Source organism: Paraburkholderia sp. RL17-381-BIF-C (genome assembly GCF_046026435.1).
Taxonomy (GTDB): Bacteria; Pseudomonadota; Gammaproteobacteria; order Burkholderiales; family Burkholderiaceae; genus Paraburkholderia.
Window position 1 is genome coordinate 23576 of sequence record NZ_JARESX010000064.1, and the last position, 19033, is coordinate 42608.

General features: G+C 65.6%; 18 protein-coding genes. 7 read left to right on the forward strand and 11 right to left on the reverse strand.

Features of this window, described 5'->3' with window-relative positions; translation table 11 throughout:
- Window positions 1-23 precede the first annotated feature (23 nt).
- Window positions 24-737 (reverse strand): ArsR/SmtB family transcription factor, encoded by a 714-nt coding sequence (locus P0D70_RS28650; protein ID WP_091792524.1) that lies wholly within the window; start codon window positions 735-737, stop codon window positions 24-26.
- A 222-nt stretch (window positions 738-959) separates the two neighbouring features.
- Between P0D70_RS28650 and P0D70_RS28655 the strand changes: the two genes are divergently transcribed.
- The 4 genes from P0D70_RS28655 to P0D70_RS28670 all read left to right on the forward strand — a co-directional run bounded on the left by P0D70_RS28655 (window position 960) and on the right by P0D70_RS28670 (window position 4285).
- Entirely contained in the window at window positions 960-1103 is a 144-nt protein-coding gene (locus tag P0D70_RS28655) for a hypothetical protein (protein WP_177204935.1), read from the forward strand.
- Between the two features lie 146 nt (window positions 1104-1249).
- Window positions 1250-2506 (forward strand): MFS transporter, encoded by a 1257-nt coding sequence (locus P0D70_RS28660; RefSeq protein WP_408186930.1) that lies wholly within the window; start codon window positions 1250-1252, stop codon window positions 2504-2506.
- A complete protein-coding gene (locus tag P0D70_RS28665; RefSeq protein WP_408186931.1) occupies window positions 2506-3636 on the forward strand; it encodes a GlxA family transcriptional regulator in 1131 nt (376 codons plus the stop codon). Before P0D70_RS28660 ends, P0D70_RS28665 begins: the two co-directional genes overlap by 1 nt.
- A gap of 142 nt (window positions 3637-3778) precedes the next feature.
- On the forward strand, window positions 3779-4285 hold the full coding sequence (locus tag P0D70_RS28670) for an acyl-CoA thioesterase (RefSeq protein ID WP_091792527.1): 507 nt from the start codon (window positions 3779-3781) through the stop codon (window positions 4283-4285).
- A 160-nt stretch (window positions 4286-4445) separates the two neighbouring features.
- Here the strand turns inward: P0D70_RS28670 and fumC are convergent, their stop codons facing one another.
- The 5 genes from fumC to P0D70_RS28695 form a co-directional block, all read right to left on the reverse strand.
- Window positions 4446-5846 carry a class II fumarate hydratase gene (gene fumC / locus P0D70_RS28675; RefSeq protein WP_408186932.1) on the reverse strand — a complete coding sequence of 467 codons (1401 nt, stop codon included), beginning with the start codon at window positions 5844-5846 and terminating at the stop codon, window positions 4446-4448.
- 13 nt (window positions 5847-5859) lie between these two features.
- Window positions 5860-7566: a phospholipase D family protein gene (locus P0D70_RS28680; RefSeq protein ID WP_408186933.1), complete on the reverse strand. Its 1707-nt coding sequence runs from the start codon at window positions 7564-7566 to the stop codon at window positions 5860-5862.
- 240 nt (window positions 7567-7806) lie between these two features.
- Window positions 7807-8766, reverse strand: a complete 960-nt coding sequence (gene panS / locus P0D70_RS28685; RefSeq protein ID WP_408186934.1) for a ketopantoate/pantoate/pantothenate transporter PanS — start codon at window positions 8764-8766, stop codon at window positions 7807-7809.
- 278 nt (window positions 8767-9044) lie between these two features.
- A complete protein-coding gene (locus P0D70_RS28690) occupies window positions 9045-10436 on the reverse strand; it encodes an MATE family efflux transporter (RefSeq protein ID WP_091792530.1) in 1392 nt (463 codons plus the stop codon).
- 279 nt (window positions 10437-10715) lie between these two features.
- On the reverse strand, window positions 10716-10934 hold the full coding sequence (locus P0D70_RS28695) for an RNA-binding S4 domain-containing protein (protein ID WP_011489423.1): 219 nt from the start codon (window positions 10932-10934) through the stop codon (window positions 10716-10718).
- A gap of 317 nt (window positions 10935-11251) precedes the next feature.
- On the opposite strand from P0D70_RS28695, the gene P0D70_RS28700 reads away from it, so the two are divergent.
- The 3 genes from P0D70_RS28700 (at window position 11252) to P0D70_RS28710 (ending at window position 14486) form a co-directional block, all read left to right on the forward strand.
- Window positions 11252-11719: a hypothetical protein gene (locus P0D70_RS28700; protein ID WP_091792531.1), complete on the forward strand. Its 468-nt coding sequence runs from the start codon at window positions 11252-11254 to the stop codon at window positions 11717-11719.
- 118 nt (window positions 11720-11837) lie between these two features.
- On the forward strand, window positions 11838-12101 hold the full coding sequence (locus P0D70_RS28705) for a hypothetical protein (protein WP_091792532.1): 264 nt from the start codon (window positions 11838-11840) through the stop codon (window positions 12099-12101).
- A gap of 258 nt (window positions 12102-12359) precedes the next feature.
- Window positions 12360-14486: an ATP-dependent helicase gene (locus tag P0D70_RS28710; RefSeq protein WP_408186935.1), complete on the forward strand. Its 2127-nt coding sequence runs from the start codon at window positions 12360-12362 to the stop codon at window positions 14484-14486.
- 255 nt (window positions 14487-14741) lie between these two features.
- Here the strand turns inward: P0D70_RS28710 and P0D70_RS28715 are convergent, their stop codons facing one another.
- The 5 genes from P0D70_RS28715 to P0D70_RS28735 form a co-directional block, all read right to left on the reverse strand.
- Complete coding sequence (locus P0D70_RS28715; RefSeq protein ID WP_091792534.1) at window positions 14742-15509, reverse strand: DUF4088 family protein; 768 nt, start codon at window positions 15507-15509, stop codon at window positions 14742-14744.
- Window positions 15510-15793: 284 nt separating this feature from the next.
- Window positions 15794-16117, reverse strand: a complete 324-nt coding sequence (locus P0D70_RS28720) for an AzlD domain-containing protein (RefSeq protein ID WP_091792535.1) — start codon at window positions 16115-16117, stop codon at window positions 15794-15796.
- Entirely contained in the window at window positions 16114-16875 is a 762-nt protein-coding gene (locus P0D70_RS28725; protein ID WP_408186936.1) for an AzlC family ABC transporter permease, read from the reverse strand. Before P0D70_RS28725 ends, P0D70_RS28720 begins: the two co-directional genes overlap by 4 nt.
- 436 nt (window positions 16876-17311) lie before the next feature.
- Window positions 17312-18142 carry an AraC family transcriptional regulator gene (locus tag P0D70_RS28730; protein WP_408186937.1) on the reverse strand — a complete coding sequence of 277 codons (831 nt, stop codon included), beginning with the start codon at window positions 18140-18142 and terminating at the stop codon, window positions 17312-17314.
- 192 nt (window positions 18143-18334) lie between these two features.
- Entirely contained in the window at window positions 18335-18811 is a 477-nt protein-coding gene (locus P0D70_RS28735; protein WP_091792538.1) for a CreA family protein, read from the reverse strand.
- Window positions 18812-19033: the final 222 nt, after the last annotated feature.

The following is a 19033-nucleotide window of genomic DNA, read 5'->3' on the forward strand; positions in this document are numbered from 1 at the left end:
CGCGACGGACTTTTAGGCGCGCATCAGGCCGCGAGGAACGCATCGAAATGCCGATGCCCGGCCGGCGTGATGCGCAGGATTCGCGGCCGCTCCGTGCGTTCGACCCACCCATGCGACGACCACGAGTCGAGCAGTGCCGCGCCGAGTGCGCCGCCCAGATGCGGACGCCGTTCGCTCCAGTCGGGACAAGTGCAGGCGAAGCGGCGGCGCCGGCTTTTCTGCGCCGACATGTCGATGCCCCAGTCGGCGAAGCGGGCGGCGCCGTCGGCGGTGGCTTCCAGCGACGTGCCGTGCAGCGTCAGCAGGCCGCGCGCGACCAGCCGCTCGAACACGCGCACCGACAGCTCGCCCGCCATATGGTCGTAGCAGGTGCGCGCGTAGCGCATGTCGAGCGGCACGGTGCGCACGGGGCGCGGCACCGGACGTTGCGACGCGCTGACCTGCGCGACGTTGGCGAGCGCTTCGATCGACGCGGCGATGTCGGGCGACGCAATCCGGAAATAGCGATGCCGGCCGCGCACCTCGAGCGCGAGCAGGCCGCCGTCGGTCAGACGCGCGAGATGGGCGCTGGCCGCGGAGGGCGAGAGCCCGGCGATCATGGTCAGTTCGCCGGCCGGGCGGGCGCTGCCGTCCATGAGCGCCCACAGCATAGCGGCTCGGCCGGGATCGGCGAGCAGCGCGCCGATGCGGCTCAGGCCGGGAAAATGGTTCTGTTCGTCTGCGAGGGTGGCGGTCATTTGACGTCTCCTGGGGCGGCGCGGGCAGGGCGCCATGCAGCCCACTGTATCGGGCCAGGCGATTCGATGTTTCAGCTTAGCGTGAACTGTCGAATGCGGCAGCTACGAAAACCCGGCGAAGACGCGGGCCTTCAGCGAAAGCGAGCGTCCCAGCCGGCGCTTCGATGCCGCGCAGACCCGCCAGGCTAGAATTGTTGTCTGTCCTCGCAGGAACACGTTGCCATGAAAACTCTTCTCGCCGTCATTGCCGCGGCCCTGCTGATCAGCGCCTGTGCGCAGGGCGGCGCTGGTTCGTCTTCGGGCGCGGGCACCGGCAGCATCACCATGTACGGCACGATCGACGAAGGCGTCACGGTGCGCAAATAGGCGGCTCGCCGGCGCTTACGCAAATAACCGCGGACGACCGTGGACAACCGCAGCGACTGGCAGAAATTGATGCATCATTGGCATTTCTGCCAACGGCGCTCGTGTGACGATCAGGCCATCTCACGTCCGCCGCCCGGAACCTATCGATGCCACCGTCCGCCGCTTCCACCTTTCCCGCCCATTCCACCGGCCTGCGCGACGCCGATCCGCACGACCGCCGCGCCGCACGCGTGCTGGCCGTGTGCCAGGCGCTGTACACCTCATCCGTATCGATCGATCTGACGTTGACCGGCCTCGTGGGCTACACGCTCGCCGAGGACAAGGCCCTCGCGACGCTGCCGTTCTCCCTGATTACCGTCGCCGCCGCGCTGACGACGATCTTCGCGTCTTTCCTGATGGCGCGCATTGGCCGCCGCGCGGGTTTCGTGCTGGGCGCGGGCGTCGGTGCGCTCGGCGGTGCGGTTTCCGTATGGGCGATCTTTCACCACAGTTTCTGGCTTTTTTGCGCCGGCACGGCGACGGTCGGCGTATTCCAGGCGTTCGCGCAGTATTACCGGCTGGCCGCAGCCGACGCCGTCGGCATAGAAGACAAAAGTCGCGCGATTTCAACCGTGCTGGCGGGCGGCGTGGTGGCCGCTGTCTGCGGACCGCTTCTTGCCGCATGGAGCAAAGACTGGCTGGCACCGGTCGCGTTCGCGGGTTCGTATGCGCTCGTGACCGGTTTGGGGCTGGTGTCGGTCGCGTTGCTGGCGCTGCTGTATCGCGACGCGGCGCCGGCCGTGAGCACGGCGGCGAGTCATGAAGCGGCGCGGCCGCTCGGCGAAATCGTGCGGCAGCCGATCTTTGCGGCGGCGCTCGCCAACAATGCGCTCGGCTATGCGGTGATGATGTTCGTGATGACCGCCACGCCGATCGCCGCGCTCGCCTGCGGCCACACGATCGGTGACGGCGCGGCGATCATCCAGTGGCATCTGGTCGGCATGTTCGCGCCGTCGCTGTTTTCCGCGCGGCTGATCAAACGCTTCGGCGTGCTGCCGGTGATCGGCGTGGGCATCGCGCTGTCGGCGCTGTGCGGGGTACTCGCCCTGCGTTCGACCGATCTGCCGCATTTCTACGCAGCGCTTGCTTGCCTCGGCGTGGGCTGGAATTTCATGTTCGTCGGCGGCTCGACGCTGCTCGCGCAATCGTACCGGCCGTCGGAGCGCGCCAAGACGCAGGCGGCCAGCGAATTCACGACTTTCGCGTTCTCCGCGCTGGGCTCGCTGTTCGCGGGTCAATTGCTGGCCCGCTTCGGCTGGGCGACGATCAATGCCGCGATATTTCCGCTGCTCGGCGCGGCGGCGCTCGCCACGGTGGGCTACGCGTGGTCGCGCAGGCGGCAGGTGGCGGGGGAGATGTCCTGATGGTGGCGCGTCATATTGTGTTCGCGGTCGCGCCGGATCTGGTGCTGCTCGACGCCTGCGGGCCGTTGGAGGCGTTCTGGCGCGCGGAGTTGACGGTTGCCGGGAACGCCGGTGGCGGTGCTTCCGGCGTCGTGAATCCTGCTGAAAGTGCCAGCGCGGGCGGCTCGGGTAGAGCGGCCGGTTCGACCGGCAGCCCGGCGCAAGCCGTGGCCTATCGCACGACGGTCGCCTCGATCGACGGCGGCATATTGCAGACTTTCCCCGGTCTGCCGATCGTCACCGAGCGGCTCGATTCGCTCGACGACCAGCCGATCGACACGCTGATCATCCCCGGCGTCCCGGTCGACGAGCACTGCACACTCCAGCCCGAACTCGTCGCATGGATCAGACGGCATGCTCCGCGAGCGCGGCGCGTGTGCTCGGTGTGTACCGGCGCTTTCTATCTGGCGGCGGCCGGCCTGCTCGACGGCCGCCGCGCTACCACGCACTGGCGCGACGCCCCGCACCTCGCGCAGCGCTTTCCCAGCGTCCAGGTGGACGCCGATCCGATCTTCATCCGCGATGTGGGCCGCCGTGAAGGCGAGGGCGTCGTGTGGACTTCGGCGGGCGTGACGGCGGGCATCGATCTGGCGCTGGCGCTGATCGAGGAGGACCTCGGCCACGCCGTTGCGATGCAGGCCGCGCGGCGGCTGGTGGTCTTCATGAAGCGGCCCGGCGGTCAGTCGCAGTTCAGCGCGGCGCTGGCGGCACAGGCCTCGGCGAACGGTCCGTTCGAGGCATTGCACAGCTGGATGGCGGCGCATCTGCGCGAAGACCTGTCGGTCGAGCGGCTCGCCGAGCGAATCCGCATGAGCCCGCGCACCTTTGCGCGCCGCTATGTCGACGAGGTCGGTCGCACGCCGGCGAAAACCGTCTCGGCGCTGCGGCTCGAAGCGGCTTCGCGGGCGCTCGCCGAATCGCGCCGTCCGCTCAAGCGGATTGCGTTGGACTGTGGTTTTGGCAGTGAACAGAATCTGCGGCGGGCGTTTTTACGGCGTTTCGGCGTGCTGCCGCTGGATTATCGCGAGCGTTTCATGTCGGCCGGGCCGCCGCGCAGTGAGAGCGCTTCCGAGCTTGTCGAGGCAAGTTGATCGCGGACGCGAAACCAAAGCGCCCCGAAAAATTCAAGACGCACTCTCGCCGGATCTGACGCCTCAACCGGCGCGGGAGACGAGGTCAATATTGCGCTCGTATAATCGCCTCCTTTCAATGCATCGATTGACCGGAGTCAAGATGAGCACCCCTGCCGCAGCGCCGCTGGACCGTTCCGAAACCACTTTCCGCTTTCTTGCCGAACCGACCTCGGTCAACTTCGGCGGCAAGGTGCATGGCGGCGCGCTGATGAAGTGGATCGACGAGACCGCTTACGCGTGCTCGGCGGTGTGGTCCGGGCGCTATTGCGTGACGGTCAGCGTGGGCAATATCCGCTTTCGTCGGCCGATTCTGGTCGGCAATCTGGTCGAGTTGCGCGCGCGGGTCGTGGCGACGGGCCGCACCAGCATGCACATTCACGTTTCGGTGCAGGCCGGCGACCCGAAGGGCGGCGAGTTGCTGCAAACCACGGATTGCCTGATCGTGATGGTCGCCGTCAACGAGAATGGCCAGCCCGTGCCCGTGCCGGCCTTCGTGCCGGAGACGGACGAACAGAAGCGCCTTGCCCGGTACGCGATGGACGTGAAGGAAGCGCTCGACGCGATCGTCGAACTGAAGCCGGAAGAAGTGGCGCAGGGCAAGGTTTAAGCGGCGCCCTGAAGCGCCGCTCGCAGGCCCGCACGAATGTTGTGTTCGCGCGGCCTGCTGTTGCTGTACTTCCAGTCACGGTGTCCAAATCACCGTAGCGGCTCAACGTACGCTGGCCGGGCCACTCGATCCGGCGGCCCCGGCGCAGCGGCGCGGCCGATCACGCCGACGAATGCCCGACCATGTCTTCCGGCCGCACCCATTCGTCGAACTGCTGCTCGGTGACGAACCCGAGCGCGAGCGCCGACGCCTTCAGCGTGGTGCCTTCCTTGTGCGCCTTCTTGGCGATCTTCGCGGCCTTGTCGTAGCCGATGTGCGGATTGAGCGCCGTCACCAGCATCAGCGATTCATTGAGCAGGGTATCGATGCGCTCGTGATTCGGCTCGATGCCGACCGCGCAGTTGTCGTTGAAGCTGTGCGCGCCGTCGGCGAGGAGGCGCACCGATTGCAGCACGTTGTGCGCGATCATCGGCCGGAACACGTTCAATTCGAAGTTGCCGCTCGCGCCGCCGATATTCACCGCAACGTCGTTGCCGAACACCTGTGAGCACAGCATCGTCAACGCTTCGGACTGGGTCGGATTGACCTTGCCCGGCATGATCGAGCTGCCCGGCTCGTTCTCCGGAATCGACAGTTCGCCGAGGCCGCAGCGCGGGCCGCTTGCCAGCCAGCGCACGTCGTTGGCGATCTTGTTCAGGCTCGCCGCCACCGTTTTCAACGCGCCATGCGCGAACACCAGCGCGTCGGCCGCGGCCATCACTTCGAATTTGTTCGGCGCCGAGACGAACGGCAAGCCGGTTAGCTTGCCGATTGCCGCGGCCACCTTGTCGGCGAACTGCGGATGCGCGTTCAAACCCGTGCCGACCGCCGTGCCGCCTTGCGCGAGCTCGTACAGATGCGGCAGCGCAGATTCGACGTGACGAATGCCGTGTTCGAGTTGCGCGACGTAACCCGAAAACTCCTGACCGAGTGTAAGCGGCGTGGCGTCCTGCAAATGCGTGCGGCCGATCTTCACAATGCCCACGAACGCTTTCGCCTTGCCGTCGAGCGTGTCGCGCAGCGTCTTCAGCGCCGGCAGCAGATGCTTGACGATCGCATAGGCCGCGGCCACGTGCATGGCGGTTGGAAACACGTCGTTGGACGACTGGCCGCGATTCACGTCGTCGTTCGGATGCACCTTGCGCGCTTCGCCGCGCTCGCCGCCGAGCAGCTCGCTTGCACGGTTCGCGATCACCTCGTTGAGGTTCATGTTGGTCTGCGTGCCGGAGCCGGTCTGCCAGACAGCGAGCGGAAATTCCTCCGGGTGCTTGCCGTCGATGATCTCGTCCGCGGCCTGCATGATCGCCTTTGCCTTGCTCTCGTCGAGCACACCGAGGCCGAGGTTGACTTCGGCGGCGGCGCGCTTGATGACGGCCAGCGCGGTGATGAGTTCGGGCGATTGCTTCTCGGTCGAAATGCGGAAATTCTGCAGCGAGCGCTGAGTTTGCGCGCCCCATAGACGAGTGTTCGGCACGGCGATTTCGCCGAACGTGTCGCGTTCCAATCGTACGTCTTCAGTCATGTTCAACTCCGCTTCAAAGTTCTGCGTTGACGGGCAATAGGGAGAATAGACCTGTTAGCGCATTCCGGTATAAACCGGCCTGCGGATCGAAAATGTAGGTGCGGCGCGTGCCGTCTTCGACGTCGGTCCACACGAGCGGGGAGAGCGGCGCGCCGATCGAACGCAGATACGCGAGTTGCGCGTCGTCGGCGAGCGTGACGCGATAGCTTTCCTCCGGGCTCGTGGCGCGTTCGAAGATTTGCGCGACCTGTTCGGCGAGCGGCGGGCTGTGGATCACGAGCGCCAGTTCGGTGTTCAGATTGGCCGAACGCGGGTCGAGGTTCATTGAGCCGATCACCAGAATCTTGCGATCGATCACATACGTTTTGGCGTGCAGGCTGGCGCGCGAACGCGAGCCCGCGAAGCCCACGCTCGGCATGTTCTGCTGCGGCTTGAATTCGTATAACTCGACGCCCTGTTGCAGCAGCGGTACGCGAAACGGACTGTAGCCGGCCTGCACGGCGACGGCGTCGGTGGCGGCGAGCGAATTGGTCAGCACGGCAATGCGTACGCCGCGATGCGTCAGTTCGCCGGCCGTCTTCACACCGGCTTCGTGCGGCACGAAGTAAGGCGAAATGACGAGGAAGTCTTTCTGCGCGTCGCGCATCAATTCGCCGAGCCGTTGCATCGGCGGGCTCACATAGTCCGGCGACGGATGCACGATCTTCTCCGGCAGGTCCGCCTTGAACTCCGCCCGCGCCCAGGTCAGGCCGAGTTGATCCTTGGCGATCTGCGAGGCGAGCGGGGTGGCGTTCAGCGGCTTCGCGTTGTACGGATCGGCGTTGGTGCGCCAGTGCTGGCGCAACTCGTCGCGTGTCTGGTCCAATTCCTTCGCGTCGAACTTCTGCTTGTTCAGTACGCGCAACGGATAGGAGATGCTGCTGTTCCAGTAGTCGTCGAAACTCGCGGAGACGTCGGCGGTAATCGGGCCGGCGGCGAGCACGTCGAGGTCGCGGAACTGCAATGTTTCGCTCGCGCTGAAATATTCGTCGCCAAGATTGCGGCCGCCCACGATCGCCAGCTGGTTGTCCGCGATCATCGCCTTGTTATGCATGCGGCGCGTGAAATGGCCGATTTGCGTGAACACGTTCGTGGTGCGTTCGAACATGCCTTCCTGCGCGCTGCCGAACGGATTGAAGACGCGTATTTCGATGTTCTCGTGCGAGTTCAAGCCCGCCATCACGCGGTCGATGTCCTTGAAGTTGAGATCGTCGACCAGCATGCGCACCCGCACGCCGTGATCGGCCGCAAAGAGCGCGGCGCCGAGCAGCAGCTTGCCGGTGGTGTCCTCGTTCGCGATGTAGTACTGCATGTCGAGGGTTCGGGTCGCGGCGCGTGCGAGCGCAATGCGCATCTGCAAGGCGTCGGTGCCGTTCGGGAGGATCCGGAAACCGGATTGATCCGGATGCGCGGCTTCGAGCGGCGCGAGTGCCGTGCGAAGCGGCGTGGTTTCCGTGACGGGCAGGGCGTGCGTGATGTGACGGTCGAACTCGGTGGCCGGCGGCTTGGTGGCGCAGGCGGTCAATAGTGCCGTTGCGCAACACAGCAGGAAGAAATGTCTCGTGGTGCCCCAGGCGTTCTTGCGCTGGGGGGTGCTGAACGCGCAATGGCGTTGCGGTGCGGCTTTGCTTTTATCTGGATGCGACGGCACGCTCTCTCCCCTGGTTTGCAGGCTTCTCATGGCGACAGCGCGCGACGTATTCACGCTGTCGAGAAATGCATTCTAAGGGGAATCAGGCGGGCGGGTTTTCGTTCTGGTTGTCGTTCTGCTTTTTGATCTTATACGCCGTCTGGCCGCTGCATCTCGCGATGCGCCGCTCGCGTTGCGGGTTCTACGGATGCGTCGTGAACGTATCGGCAGAACCCAAAATTCAACGCCGGCGCGCGCCGGGATCGCGAAGCAAGCGCGCCGCTCGCGCTGTTACCCGCGTTCGGCGTTCAACACCTGCTCACCGTCCATATGCGTCGAGCCTTTCGCGGGACGTCCTGCCCAGTATCCGGCGAGCAGCGAGCCCGACAGGTTGTGCCACACCGAAAACAGCGCGCCGGGCAACGCCGCGATCGGCGTGAAATAGAGCTTGCCGAGCGTCGCGGCGAGGCCCGAGTTCTGCATGCCCACTTCGATGGCGAGCGTGCGGCACACGGCTTCGTCGAAGCCGAGCAGACGCCCGCCCCAATAGCCGCCGAGCAAACCGATGCCGTTGTGCAGCACCACGCCCAGCATCACCACGAGGCCGACCGACGCGATGCTCTTCTGCGTGCCGCCCACCACCGCGCCGATGATCAGCACGATCGCGACCATCGAGATCAGCGGCAGAACCGGTTCGATCTTGCGCACGATTTTGCCGAACAGATGATTGACGATCAGGCCGACCACGATCGGCAACGCGACGATTTGCAGGATGCTCATCAGCATGCCGTGTACGTCGACGGCGATCGAGGCGTCCACGTAAAGACGCGTGAGCAGCGGCGTCGCGAATACGCCGACGAGGGTCGACAGCGCGCTGATCGTCACCGACAACGCAACGTCGCCGCGCGCGAGGTAGATCATCACGTTCGACGCCGTGCCGCTCGCCACGCTGCCCACTAGCACCATGCCGGCGGTGAGGTCCGGCGGCATGCGCAACGCCTTGGCGATCACCCACGCGGCGAGCGGCATGACGAGATAGTGCAGCACGATGCCGGCGATCACCGGCGCGGGCCGCGTGAAGACACGCTGGAAATCGGCCACGGAGAGCGTGACGCCCATTGCCAGCATGATGATGGTCAGCAGCGTGGTGACGTGCGGCGCGATGCCTGAGAACGAGGCGGGCGAGCAGTACGCGGCAATCGAAACGATCACGGCCCAGAGCGGGAAGAGACGGGTGACGCGGGCAAGCATGAGAGGTGTTCCTTGATTATGTTTTATCGCGAGAAGCAGGGTCGGTCGAGCGGCACGCCGCCGTTGGCGGCGCGCTTGCGGGAGTCTGCCGCGTGAGCGCGGCAAGCCGTGATGGCGGGTGATGAGCCGTCGGGCTGCGCGGGCCTTTTTGAGGCGCGCGAGTGGGTTTTCGGCGCATGGACGCGGGTGCGCGTCCATGCGCCGGAACACGGTATTTTACCGTTCGCGGCGAATTTCCCGTGCGCCGGTGGTTGCGCGTGCAACCAGTCGGGCATCGTTCAAACGGGATTGGCCGGCACGCGCCGCAGGCTCAGTTTGTGAAAGCGCAGCGTCATCAGCAGTGCGACGCTCGCGAGGCCGGCGGCGAGTCCCCACCACAAGCCGCGCGCGCCGAGACCGAAGTGAAACGCCAGCGTGTAGCCGGTCGGGAAACCGATCACCCAGTAACCGAACGCGGCGGCGATCATGGGTACACGGGTGTCTTTCAGGCCGCGCAGACAGCCGGAACCGACCGTCTGCATGCCGTCGACGATCTGGAAGATCGCCGCCACGCCGAGCAGCGAACTCGCGAGCGCGACCGTGGCCGCGTTGGCCGGATCGTCCAGATGCAGATAGAGGCCGACGATCCAGTGCGGCGCGGCGATCAGCACGAGCCCCGACAGCGTCATGAAGGCGACGCCGAGCGCCAGCGCGACAAACCCCGCATGGCGCGCGGCGAGCGGCTGGCCGGCGCCGGACCAGAAGCCAACTCGCACGTTGGCCGCCTGGCCGATCGCGAGCGGCACCATGAAGGCCACCGAGGCGACGTTCAGCGCGATCTGATGCGCGGCCAGTTGCGACTCGCCGAGCAGCCCGACCATCAGGCCGGTGGCGAGAAAGAGCGTCGATTCGACACCGTAGGTGATCGCGACCGGCCAGCCGATGCCGAACAGTTCGCCCATCAACGGCACGTTCGGCCGGGTGGCGACGACGAAGTGCCGGTAGCGCGGCCGCAAATGCAACAGCGCCATCAGCACGAGCGCGCTCAGCCAGACGGTGATGGAAGTCGCGGCCGCCGATCCGAGAAAGCCGAGCCGCGGCAAACCATAGGCGCCGTGAATCAGCCCGTAGTTGAGAAACCCGTTCACGCCGACGCTCGCGAGCGACACCCACAACAGCCGTTTGGCCGCGCCGATGGCCGGCAGGAACGAGCGCATCAGGCCGACGCCGATCAGGCTGCCGAGCGACCCCCAGCGCAGCACCGCCGCGTACTCACCGACGTTGTGCGCGAGCAGCGCGGGTTCGCCGAAAGCGAGCAGGATCGGCGTGGCGAACGAGAGCAGGAAGAACGCCGGCACTGACAGCAGCACGGACAGCACGAAACCGGTCCAGTAGATGTGCGGCACGCGGCCCTCGTCCTCTGCGCCGCGCGCGTGCGACACGCTCACGCTGACGGAGGTCAGCACGCCTTGCAGCAGCGTGACCACCACGAAAAACAGGTTCGCGCCGAGGCCGCCGGCCGCGAGCGCGTCGGGGCCGAGCGAGCCGAGCAGGATCGTGTCGGTCACGCCCATGGCCATTTGCGAGAGCTGCGCAATGGCGAGCGGCGCGGCGAGGCGGGCAGTGTCCGCCGCGTGGCGGGTCAGGGTCGGCGGCCGGGCGGCCACCCGGGTGAAGCCGGATTGAGTCATGGAGCGCTTGGCAGCGGAAGTGGCGACAGCGCGACGGCGGGCGCGGTAGTCGCGCGGGCGGTGGCGAGGGCAGCGGTTCGGCGGGCCTTGGTGAACGCACGAGGCAATCGTACGAAACAAGCGCACGAAGCAACCGCCAGCCGGCGTGTCAGCCGATTGTTTGTCTGTCGAAACTGACAGCTTATTGCTTAGGCGCGGCGCTGTCGATGGAGACGGCACGATTTTGGTGCGCGCGCCTCCTCCGAGTTTTCGGAAACCGCAGAGCGGCGGGGCGTTGCGTCAGGCTTCGTGAACCGCAATCCGCGTGTCGCCGAGCAAGACGACCTGGCCCGCGCGGATTTTGCAGGTTTTACGCGTCTCGACCCGGCCGTCTACGGTGACAGCACCGTCCGCCACCATCATTTTTGCCGAGCCGCCACTGTCCGCAAGCCCCGTTATCTTCAGCAGATTATGCAGTTCGACGTAGTCGCCGGTGAGGGTGAAATCTAGGTTGGGCATGGCGTTTGCGCCTTCAGGCAAGGGGTTCGCATCATAAGCCAGAAGCTTGCCCTGGATGAAGTTCAAGGTGTGCGCCGACTCTGCGTGAGCATCTGCAAGCAGATGTTATGTGATTGTCAGAAAGTGAAACGTTGCGTAACACCGTTCGTAAGACACGAACTTCACTCGTAAAGTGCAGGTCAGTGGTAAAGCCTGCTGGATTGATCTGGCAGCGAGCAGACCGGGCGAGGCACGCAGAGCAAGCTTGCAAAGCGGCTCGAGAATGCGTAACGCCGGACAGGTCGCCCGCGTCACAACAACTTTAGAGAGGATGAGTCATGACCCAAATTCGAACGCTTCTGATCAATACCGCCCTGACTGCCGCCGTGACCGCGTTCGCGGCCACCGCAGCCGTTGCGCAGACTGCGCAACCGGCCGAGGGTGTCAACGGCCAGCCGCAAGTCCAGATGCAAGGCGCCGACGTTGCGCCCGCTGCACCCGCCGCGCAGGGCGTGCAGCCGGTGACGCCGCCCCCGGCGCGCCTGACGGCGTCGGGTTCGACGGACCCGCTGGTGCAGAAGCGCGACGCCAATGCGAAGGCCAACGCTGAATATCGCGCGTCGAAAAAGGCATCCAAGGCCGAGCTGAAGGACCAGCAGAAGGCCGCCAAGGCGCAGTACAAGGAAGAGGTGCGCGGCGCAAAGATCAACCAGAAGGCGGATAAGCAGGCCGCCAACAACGAAATGAAGATGGACATGCAAGGCCAGGCCGGCGTCCAGGCGGACGGCGCCGACGTCAAGCACTAAGACCGAGGCTGAGCATCAAGGCGGTGGCGGGGCGGCATAGGTTGCCAACGCCGCCGCCTTGACCGATCGCGTTTGAAGGATCGCAAGGTCCAGGCATCTCGTTTCACGGAGGTATCGCATGAATATCACTCTGTCCATGAAGTCCAGAATTTCGGCCGCGTTGATCGCGGGCTGCCTGTCGTCGGTTGCCTTCGCGCAGGCTAGCGATCCGGCTGCGGCGCCGGTTACCCATGCCGACAAGAAGGCGGCCAAGGAGCAGTCGAAGGCGGATAAGAAAGCGTCCGTCGCGCAAGCCAAGGCGGACAAGAAGAAAACCGACGCTCAGGCCGACGCCGATAAGGCCAAGGCCGACGCCAATGTGAAGGACGCGAAGACGCAGTAGCCCCTGAAGGACGCGAAGACCGAGCCCGGCTTGACCGCTGGCCTCGCGGCGACGTGTGAACGGCTTCGCGTTGCGTTTTCAAAGAAATGGCCCGTGCGCTTCCACGCCACGGGCCATTTTTCATTTGCGCAATTGTCATACGGCGGGATGCCGGCCGCCGAGGGCGCGCGGTCGAAAAAAGGGTCGCTTGTCGACGAGGGTTGTATGGATATACAGTATGCGTCGCCGTACTGAATCCACCTAACGTCCAAACCGATCGTGCTCTCCGTCGCCGAATCCCCGTCGTTCGATACCGCCGCCTGGCTGGCAAAGCTCAACGACGCGCAGCGCGAAGCCGTCGAGTACGGCGCCGACACGCCTACCGCGCCGCCCGGCGCATTGCTGGTGATCGCGGGCGCCGGCTCCGGCAAGACCAACACTCTCGCTCACCGGGTCGCCAATCTGGTGGTGAACGGCGCCGATCCGCGCCGCATCCTGCTGCTAACGTTTTCGCGTCGCGCTGCGCTCGAAATGACCCGGCGCGTCACGCGCATCGCCGGCGCGGCGCTCGGCACGCGAGCCGCGCTCGCGCAAGGGCTGACATGGTCGGGCACGTTCCATAGCGTGGGCGCGCGGCTGTTGCGCGAGTACGCGGACCTGATCGGCCTCGCGCCGGCCTTTACGATCAACGACCGCGAAGATTCCGCCGACCTGATGAATCTGGTGCGCCACGAGCTCGGTTTGTCGGCGAAAGAGCGGCGTTTCCCGGCCAAGGGCACGTGCTTTGCCATCTACTCGCGCGTTGTGAACGCCGGCGCGTCGCTCGGCCAGGTGCTCGACAGTGCGTTCCCCTGGTGCCGTGAATGGGAAGCCGATCTGCGCAGGCTGTTCGCGGCTTATGTCGAGGCCAAACAGAAGCAGAGCGTGCTGGACTACGACGACCTGCTGCTTTACTGGTCGCACATGGCGGCCGAGCCGGCCATCGCCGCCGACCTGTCGGCGCGCTTCGATCACGTGCTGGTGGACGAATATCAGGACACCAACCGTCTGCAGGCGTCGATCCTGCTCGCATTGAAGCCGGACGGCCGCGGCCTGACCGTGGTCGGCGACGACGCCCAGTCCATCTATTCGTTTCGCGGCGCGACCGTGCGCAACATTCTCGATTTCCCCGCGCATTTCGACCCGCCGGCCAAACAGGTCACGCTCGAGCGCAATTACCGGTCGACCGCGCCGATTCTGGCGGCGTCGAACGCGGTGATCGAACTGGCCAGCGAGCGCTACACGAAGAATCTCTGGACCGACAAGGCGTCGGCGCAGCGCCCGCGCCTCGTGAGCGTCGCCGACGAGGCCGATCAGGCGCGCTACATCGTCGAACAGGTGCTCGAGGCGCGCGAGCAGGGCATGAAGCTCAAATCACAGGCGGTGCTGTTTCGCGCCGCGCATCACAGCGTCGCGCTGGAGATCGAACTGACCCGGCGCAACATCCCATTCGTGAAATTCGGAGGCTTGAAGTTTCTCGATTCGGTGCACGTGAAAGACGTGCTCGCCGTGCTGCGCTGGGCGGAAAATCCGCGCGACCGCGTCGCCGGCTTTCGCGTCGTGCAGTTGCTGCCGGGCGTGGGGCCGGCCACGGCTGCCAAGGTGCTCGACGAGATCGTCGCGCGCGCGGGCAGCGGCAATCCGGCCGACACCGCCGGTGGCGCATTGGCGGCCTTCGCCGCGCCGGCTCGCGCGCAGGAAGACTGGCATCCGTTCGTCAAGCTGATGTCGAGCGTGTACGGCCGCCAGACGCCGTGGCCCGCCGAGTTCGAGATGGTGCGCCGGTGGTACGAGCCGCATCTCGAGCGCAACCACGAGGACGCTGCGATCCGCCATGCGGACGTGTTGCAGATGGAGAGCATCGCGGGCACGTATGCGTCGCGTGAACGCTTTCTGACCGAGCTGACGCTCGATCCGCCCGATGCCACCAGCGACGAATCCGGCGTGCCGTTGCTCGACGAAGACTACCTGATCCTCTCCACGATTCATTCCGCGAAGGGGCAGGAGTGGCGCAACGTGTTCGTGCTGAACGGTGTGGACGGCTGCATTCCCTCCGACCTCGGCACTGGCAGCGAAGAGGAAATCGACGAGGAGCGCCGCCTGCTCTACGTGGCGATGACGCGCGCGAAAGAGGATCTGCATATCGTCGTGCCGCAGCGCTTTTACGTGCACAACCAGACGCATATGGGTGATCGTCACGTGTGGGCGTCGCGTACGCGCTTTATTCCCGCGCATCTCATGCCGCTGTTCGACGCCTACGCGTGGCCGCGGGTGCCGGTTCCGAGCGCGCCCACGGCGGCCGGGCTGGCCGCCGCCGCGCAGGCGAAGATCGAGATCGCGGCGAAACTCAGGAAGATGTGGGATTGAGAATGCGGTGGGTGCCGCCGTTACGGGCGCGGCGCCTGCCGTGACACGATTGATGCCGCTTGACGCCGGGCGCCCGCGCGAGAAAAAAGGCCCTTTGGCGAGGCGCGCTATTGGAGATGACGTTTTTTCGGCGGCTGCGGGTCGCGGCCCGCCCCCGGGGCACGCGCGCCGGAGTCGTTCTGCAAGACACGCGGCGCTTCGACCAGATAGGTTGGCTGCCAGTAAGTCGGCGCTCGTTTCCGAAGGCTTCGAGCTTCAGCGCGACTGCCGTTGTTGTTGCTGCGGGGCCGGACGCGGCGGCACGAAGAAGTTGCGCAGCCAGGCCGCCATGCGCGAGAACACGTCGTACGGCTCTTCGACGAAAATCTCCGGCTTGAGCAAACGCAGGAATTCCATGATCTGCTGCGCTTCCTGTTTCTGGAACGAGCCGTGCGAGATGCCCAGCCGCAGAAGCCCGCGCAGTTCGCCGAGCTTCTCGCGCGCGGTGCTCCCCACGCTCGTTTCGCACGCCACCTTGGCCTCGTAGACGCGCTGGCGCAGCGATTCCACCAGCCTCCAGGCGGGTGTCTGCATGACTTCCTCGAGCGCCTGAATGTCCTGCGCCGCGCTCTTGATCTGCGCCGCGAGCGGGTCGACCAGCGTGGCGTCGCCTTCCGCTTCCTTGACGATCGCCGCCGCCCAGTCGCGGCACTGCTTGGCGAGTTCTTCCGGCGTCCATTCCGAGCGGGCCGCGAAACCGAAGCCGAATTCGCCCGCCTGCCGCATCAGGATTGCGACGACGTCCGGAAACTCCTTGTCGAGCGTTCGTTTGGCCCAAGCGTACTGGCCGCCCTGCAACATCCGCTGAACCGCGTGTTCGGTCAGCGGCACCATATTGTCGAGCAGCTTGGCGCGCAAAAAGTCCTCAAACGACGGCGTCGCGAACTGCGGATCGAGCTTCAGCGATACCCGCAGAAAAGCGTCGAAATCCTTGCGCAGTGTCGCAATGGTCTCGTCTTTGAGCGTGAGGGTGATTTGACCCATGAGTTATCCCGTTTGGTCCTGCCGCGCGGCTTCACCGCGCCACCCGGCCGCGCGGGCCTTGGGAGACGCGACGTTCGATGCCGGCGCGCTTGATTCCTGCCTGTTGCCGCGTAACCAGCGGGACGTATCCCGACGAGCGGACCTCGACTGCATAACGGCGGATCGGGGGGAAACTTAAGGGCGTGCGGGGCGGGTGCGCCCGCTTTAGAGGGAAGCGTCGCCCGGCATGCGCTTGCGTGTCGCAAGCCGGACGACCGGGATGCCGCCATGAAGGCGGCGTGCACCTATTTCAGCACGATACATTGCCAGACAAAAAACACCGCCAGGCCGACCGCAATGGTCAGAAGCGGCCGACGTGTGACTGCGCTGACGAGCACCGCGGCCAGCGCACCGACGAGTTGCGGATTGCGCCAGGTCAGCTCGGCATTGCTGCCGTGCGGTGAAACCGCCATCGGCACGATGATCGCGGTCAGCACGGTGACCGGCACGAAGCCGAGGGCGGTGCGCACAAGCGGCGGAAACACGAGCCGGTCGCCGAGCACGAAGACCGCGGCGCGGATCACCCACGTGATGGCCGCCATGCCGAGAATCAGAACGACGTAGTTCATCGGGACGCCTCCGCTGTTTTGCCCGTGCCGCGCAGGTTGGGGCGCGAGGTCGACAGCAGGACGCCGATCGCCACGCCCGCGAATACCGCGCCGAGCAGCCCGAGCTTGTACGGCCACGCCTGCCAGAAGAAGGCCAGCGTGCCCGCGGTCACTGCGGCCGCGATATAGCGCAGCGCCACGAGTTGCGGCACGACGATCGCGATAAAGGTGGCGACCATTGCGAAATCGAGGCCGAGCGATTGCAATCCCGGAAACGCCGCCCCGAACAACAGGCCGGCGACGGTCCAGATCTGCCAGTTCAGGTACATGGCGAGACCCGCGCCGAAGAAGTAGTGCGGGCCGACCGTGCCGGGCTCCCGGTGCCGGTAATGCTCCCACGCGACGGCGAAGACTTCGTCCGTGAGCAGCGCGCCGAGCGCCCAGCGCCAGCGCGCCGACAGATGCGCGACGTGCGGTGCGAGCGTGGCGCTGTACAGCACGTGACGCAAATTGACCACCAGCGTAGTCGCCCAGATCACGGCGAAGCTGGCGTGACCCGCGATCAGGCCGAGTGCGATGAACTGCGCGGAGCCGGCGAACACGACGAGCGACATCAACTGCCCGTGCCAGAGGTGCAGCGGACCGGATGCGACGAGTGTGCCGAAAATGACGCCGAAAGGCGCCGCGCCGACCATCATCGGAATGATGTCGCGCGCGCCGGCGGTGAACTCTTTTAGATGGCCATGGCTCGTGGGCTGGCCTGCGGTGGAATGGGTCAATCTTGCCTCCTTGAATCGGGAAGCTTAGCGGGGGCGGCCCGGCGGAGCTTGTACGTTCTTGCGGCTGGGCGTGTCTCGATGCGCTGACGCGTGGCGATGTCGTTGGTTGGTGGCTTGCGCGCCGGGGCGTGTCGTGCGGCCGGAATGAGCGACGCGGCGGTGCGCGCAAAGGTTGGCAGCAAATTTCGTGCTGGGATGACGCCGGCGGCCGGGGCGTCCCAGGCAGCGGGCGTGCACAGGTCGCTAGCAACGTTCGCGCTAGCGTTGTCTCTGGCGGTTAGAGCGCCCGGAACAGCGGTAAAGGTCGCCGGCAACGTTCGCGCTAAGGCTGTCTTTAGCGGCTGGACTCTTTGAGGCCGCCGGACGCGCTGCTTGCCTCCAACGCCAGTGTCCCGCCAACACCCACGCCAACACCCACGCCAACACCCACGCCCTGTCAGACGCCTTGCCAGCGTCCGGGCGGCACGCCGAACATCCGCCGGAAATGCCGCGTGAAATGGCTCTGGTCGGTGAAGCCGCTGGCGGCGGCGACATCCGTGACCGATACGCCGGCGCGCAATGGCGCGAGCGCGCGCTGCAAGCGCACCTGATTGCGCCATGCATGCGGCGGCAAGCCGGTCGTTTGAGTGAAAAGACGTGCCGCGTGGAACGGCGAAAGCCCCGCCGCCTGAGCGACTTCGGCGAGTGTGACGGGTTCGGCGAGGTCGCCCGTCAGGCACTCCTGCATGAGCGCCACGCGTGCGTCGTCGGTGGCGAGGCGGGCGCGCGCCGGGCGCGTTTGCGAATAGCGCACCAGCAGCGTGGACAACGCGTCGAGCATGGCGGCCTCGGCGGCAAGCGCGTCGTCGCCGGCCTCCAGCAGGCGATGCGCGTGCGCGAGCCGCGTAGCCAGATCAGGATCGCGGATCACGCCGGGCGCAAACCACGGCAACGTCTGCGGTTTGCCACTGACTTCATTGGCGAGCGAATGGATGAAATCCACCGGCGCATACATCACGCGATACCGCCAGCCTGCCTCGACCGCCTTCGAGCCGGTGTGCAACTCGCCGGGATTGATGATCGGCACGCTGCCGGCTTCGGCCACGTAGTCGGAACCGAGGTACCGATAACCCTCGGCGCCCGCGACGATCACCGGAATCGTGTACGCGTCGTGCCAATGCGGCGTGAACTCGTGATCGTGATATTCGGCCGTGAGCAGGTCCGCACCGGGCAGAAGCGGCGTGCGCCAGTAGCGGGCGGAATCTTGGAAACGATGGGCGGTGGTCATGATGAGGGTCCGGCAGGACCGGTCAGTGTAGCGCGTCGTGAAGGGCGGCGCTTCATCGGCCGGGGGCTCGTGCGGGTGTTTCCTGCCGGAGCGTGATGCCTCGGTTCGAGCAGTAGCTTTCCTCCCACCGCCTGAGGCCACCGATTCACGCCATCGAATCGGCCGGCTGCGTTTTTCCGTAGGGCGGGGCGCTTACTTGAGCGGGATCGTCGTGCCGGCCGGCATCGGCACGGCACTTACGCTGTTCTTCGCGCTACCGCTCACGACCCGGTCGCTGTAGGTGAGATACACCAGCGAGTTGCGTTTCGCGTCGACGACGCGCACCACATGCAGCGACTTGAAGATGAGCGACATGCTCACCGAAAACACGTCGGCCTGTTTCTTCACAGGACCCGTGAAGTGAATTTCGCCGACCTGACGGCAAGCGATCGACGCCTCCGTGGGATCTTCCGCGATGCCGAGCGTCCCCTTGACACCACCCGTACGCGCCCGCGATACGTAGCAGGTCACGCCCTGAACCACGGGATCGTCATAGGCTTCTACGACCACACGGTCGGAACCCGTGACGTGGAAGTTGGTATTGACGCTGCCGACTTCTTCGCTGTGTGCCGAAGGCAGCAGCAGCGCGGCGGTCGCCGCGAGCGCGATGCGCAACAAAGTGGGTTTCATGGGATCGCCAGAAATTGAGCGCCTGGGCTGGCGCGGGATGCATGCCGCAAGCCGCCATCGTATAACGGCGAGCCGATCATCGGGCTTTTGCAGGCGAGTGCGGACAGCGTCCACTATGTTCGGGATTGCTGCGAGAGTATCGACCCGGAGCTGTGATCGGGCGTGCAGAAATGTGACGCGGAAAAAGAAAAGGCCCGCACGAATGCGGGCCTTTCAAAATTT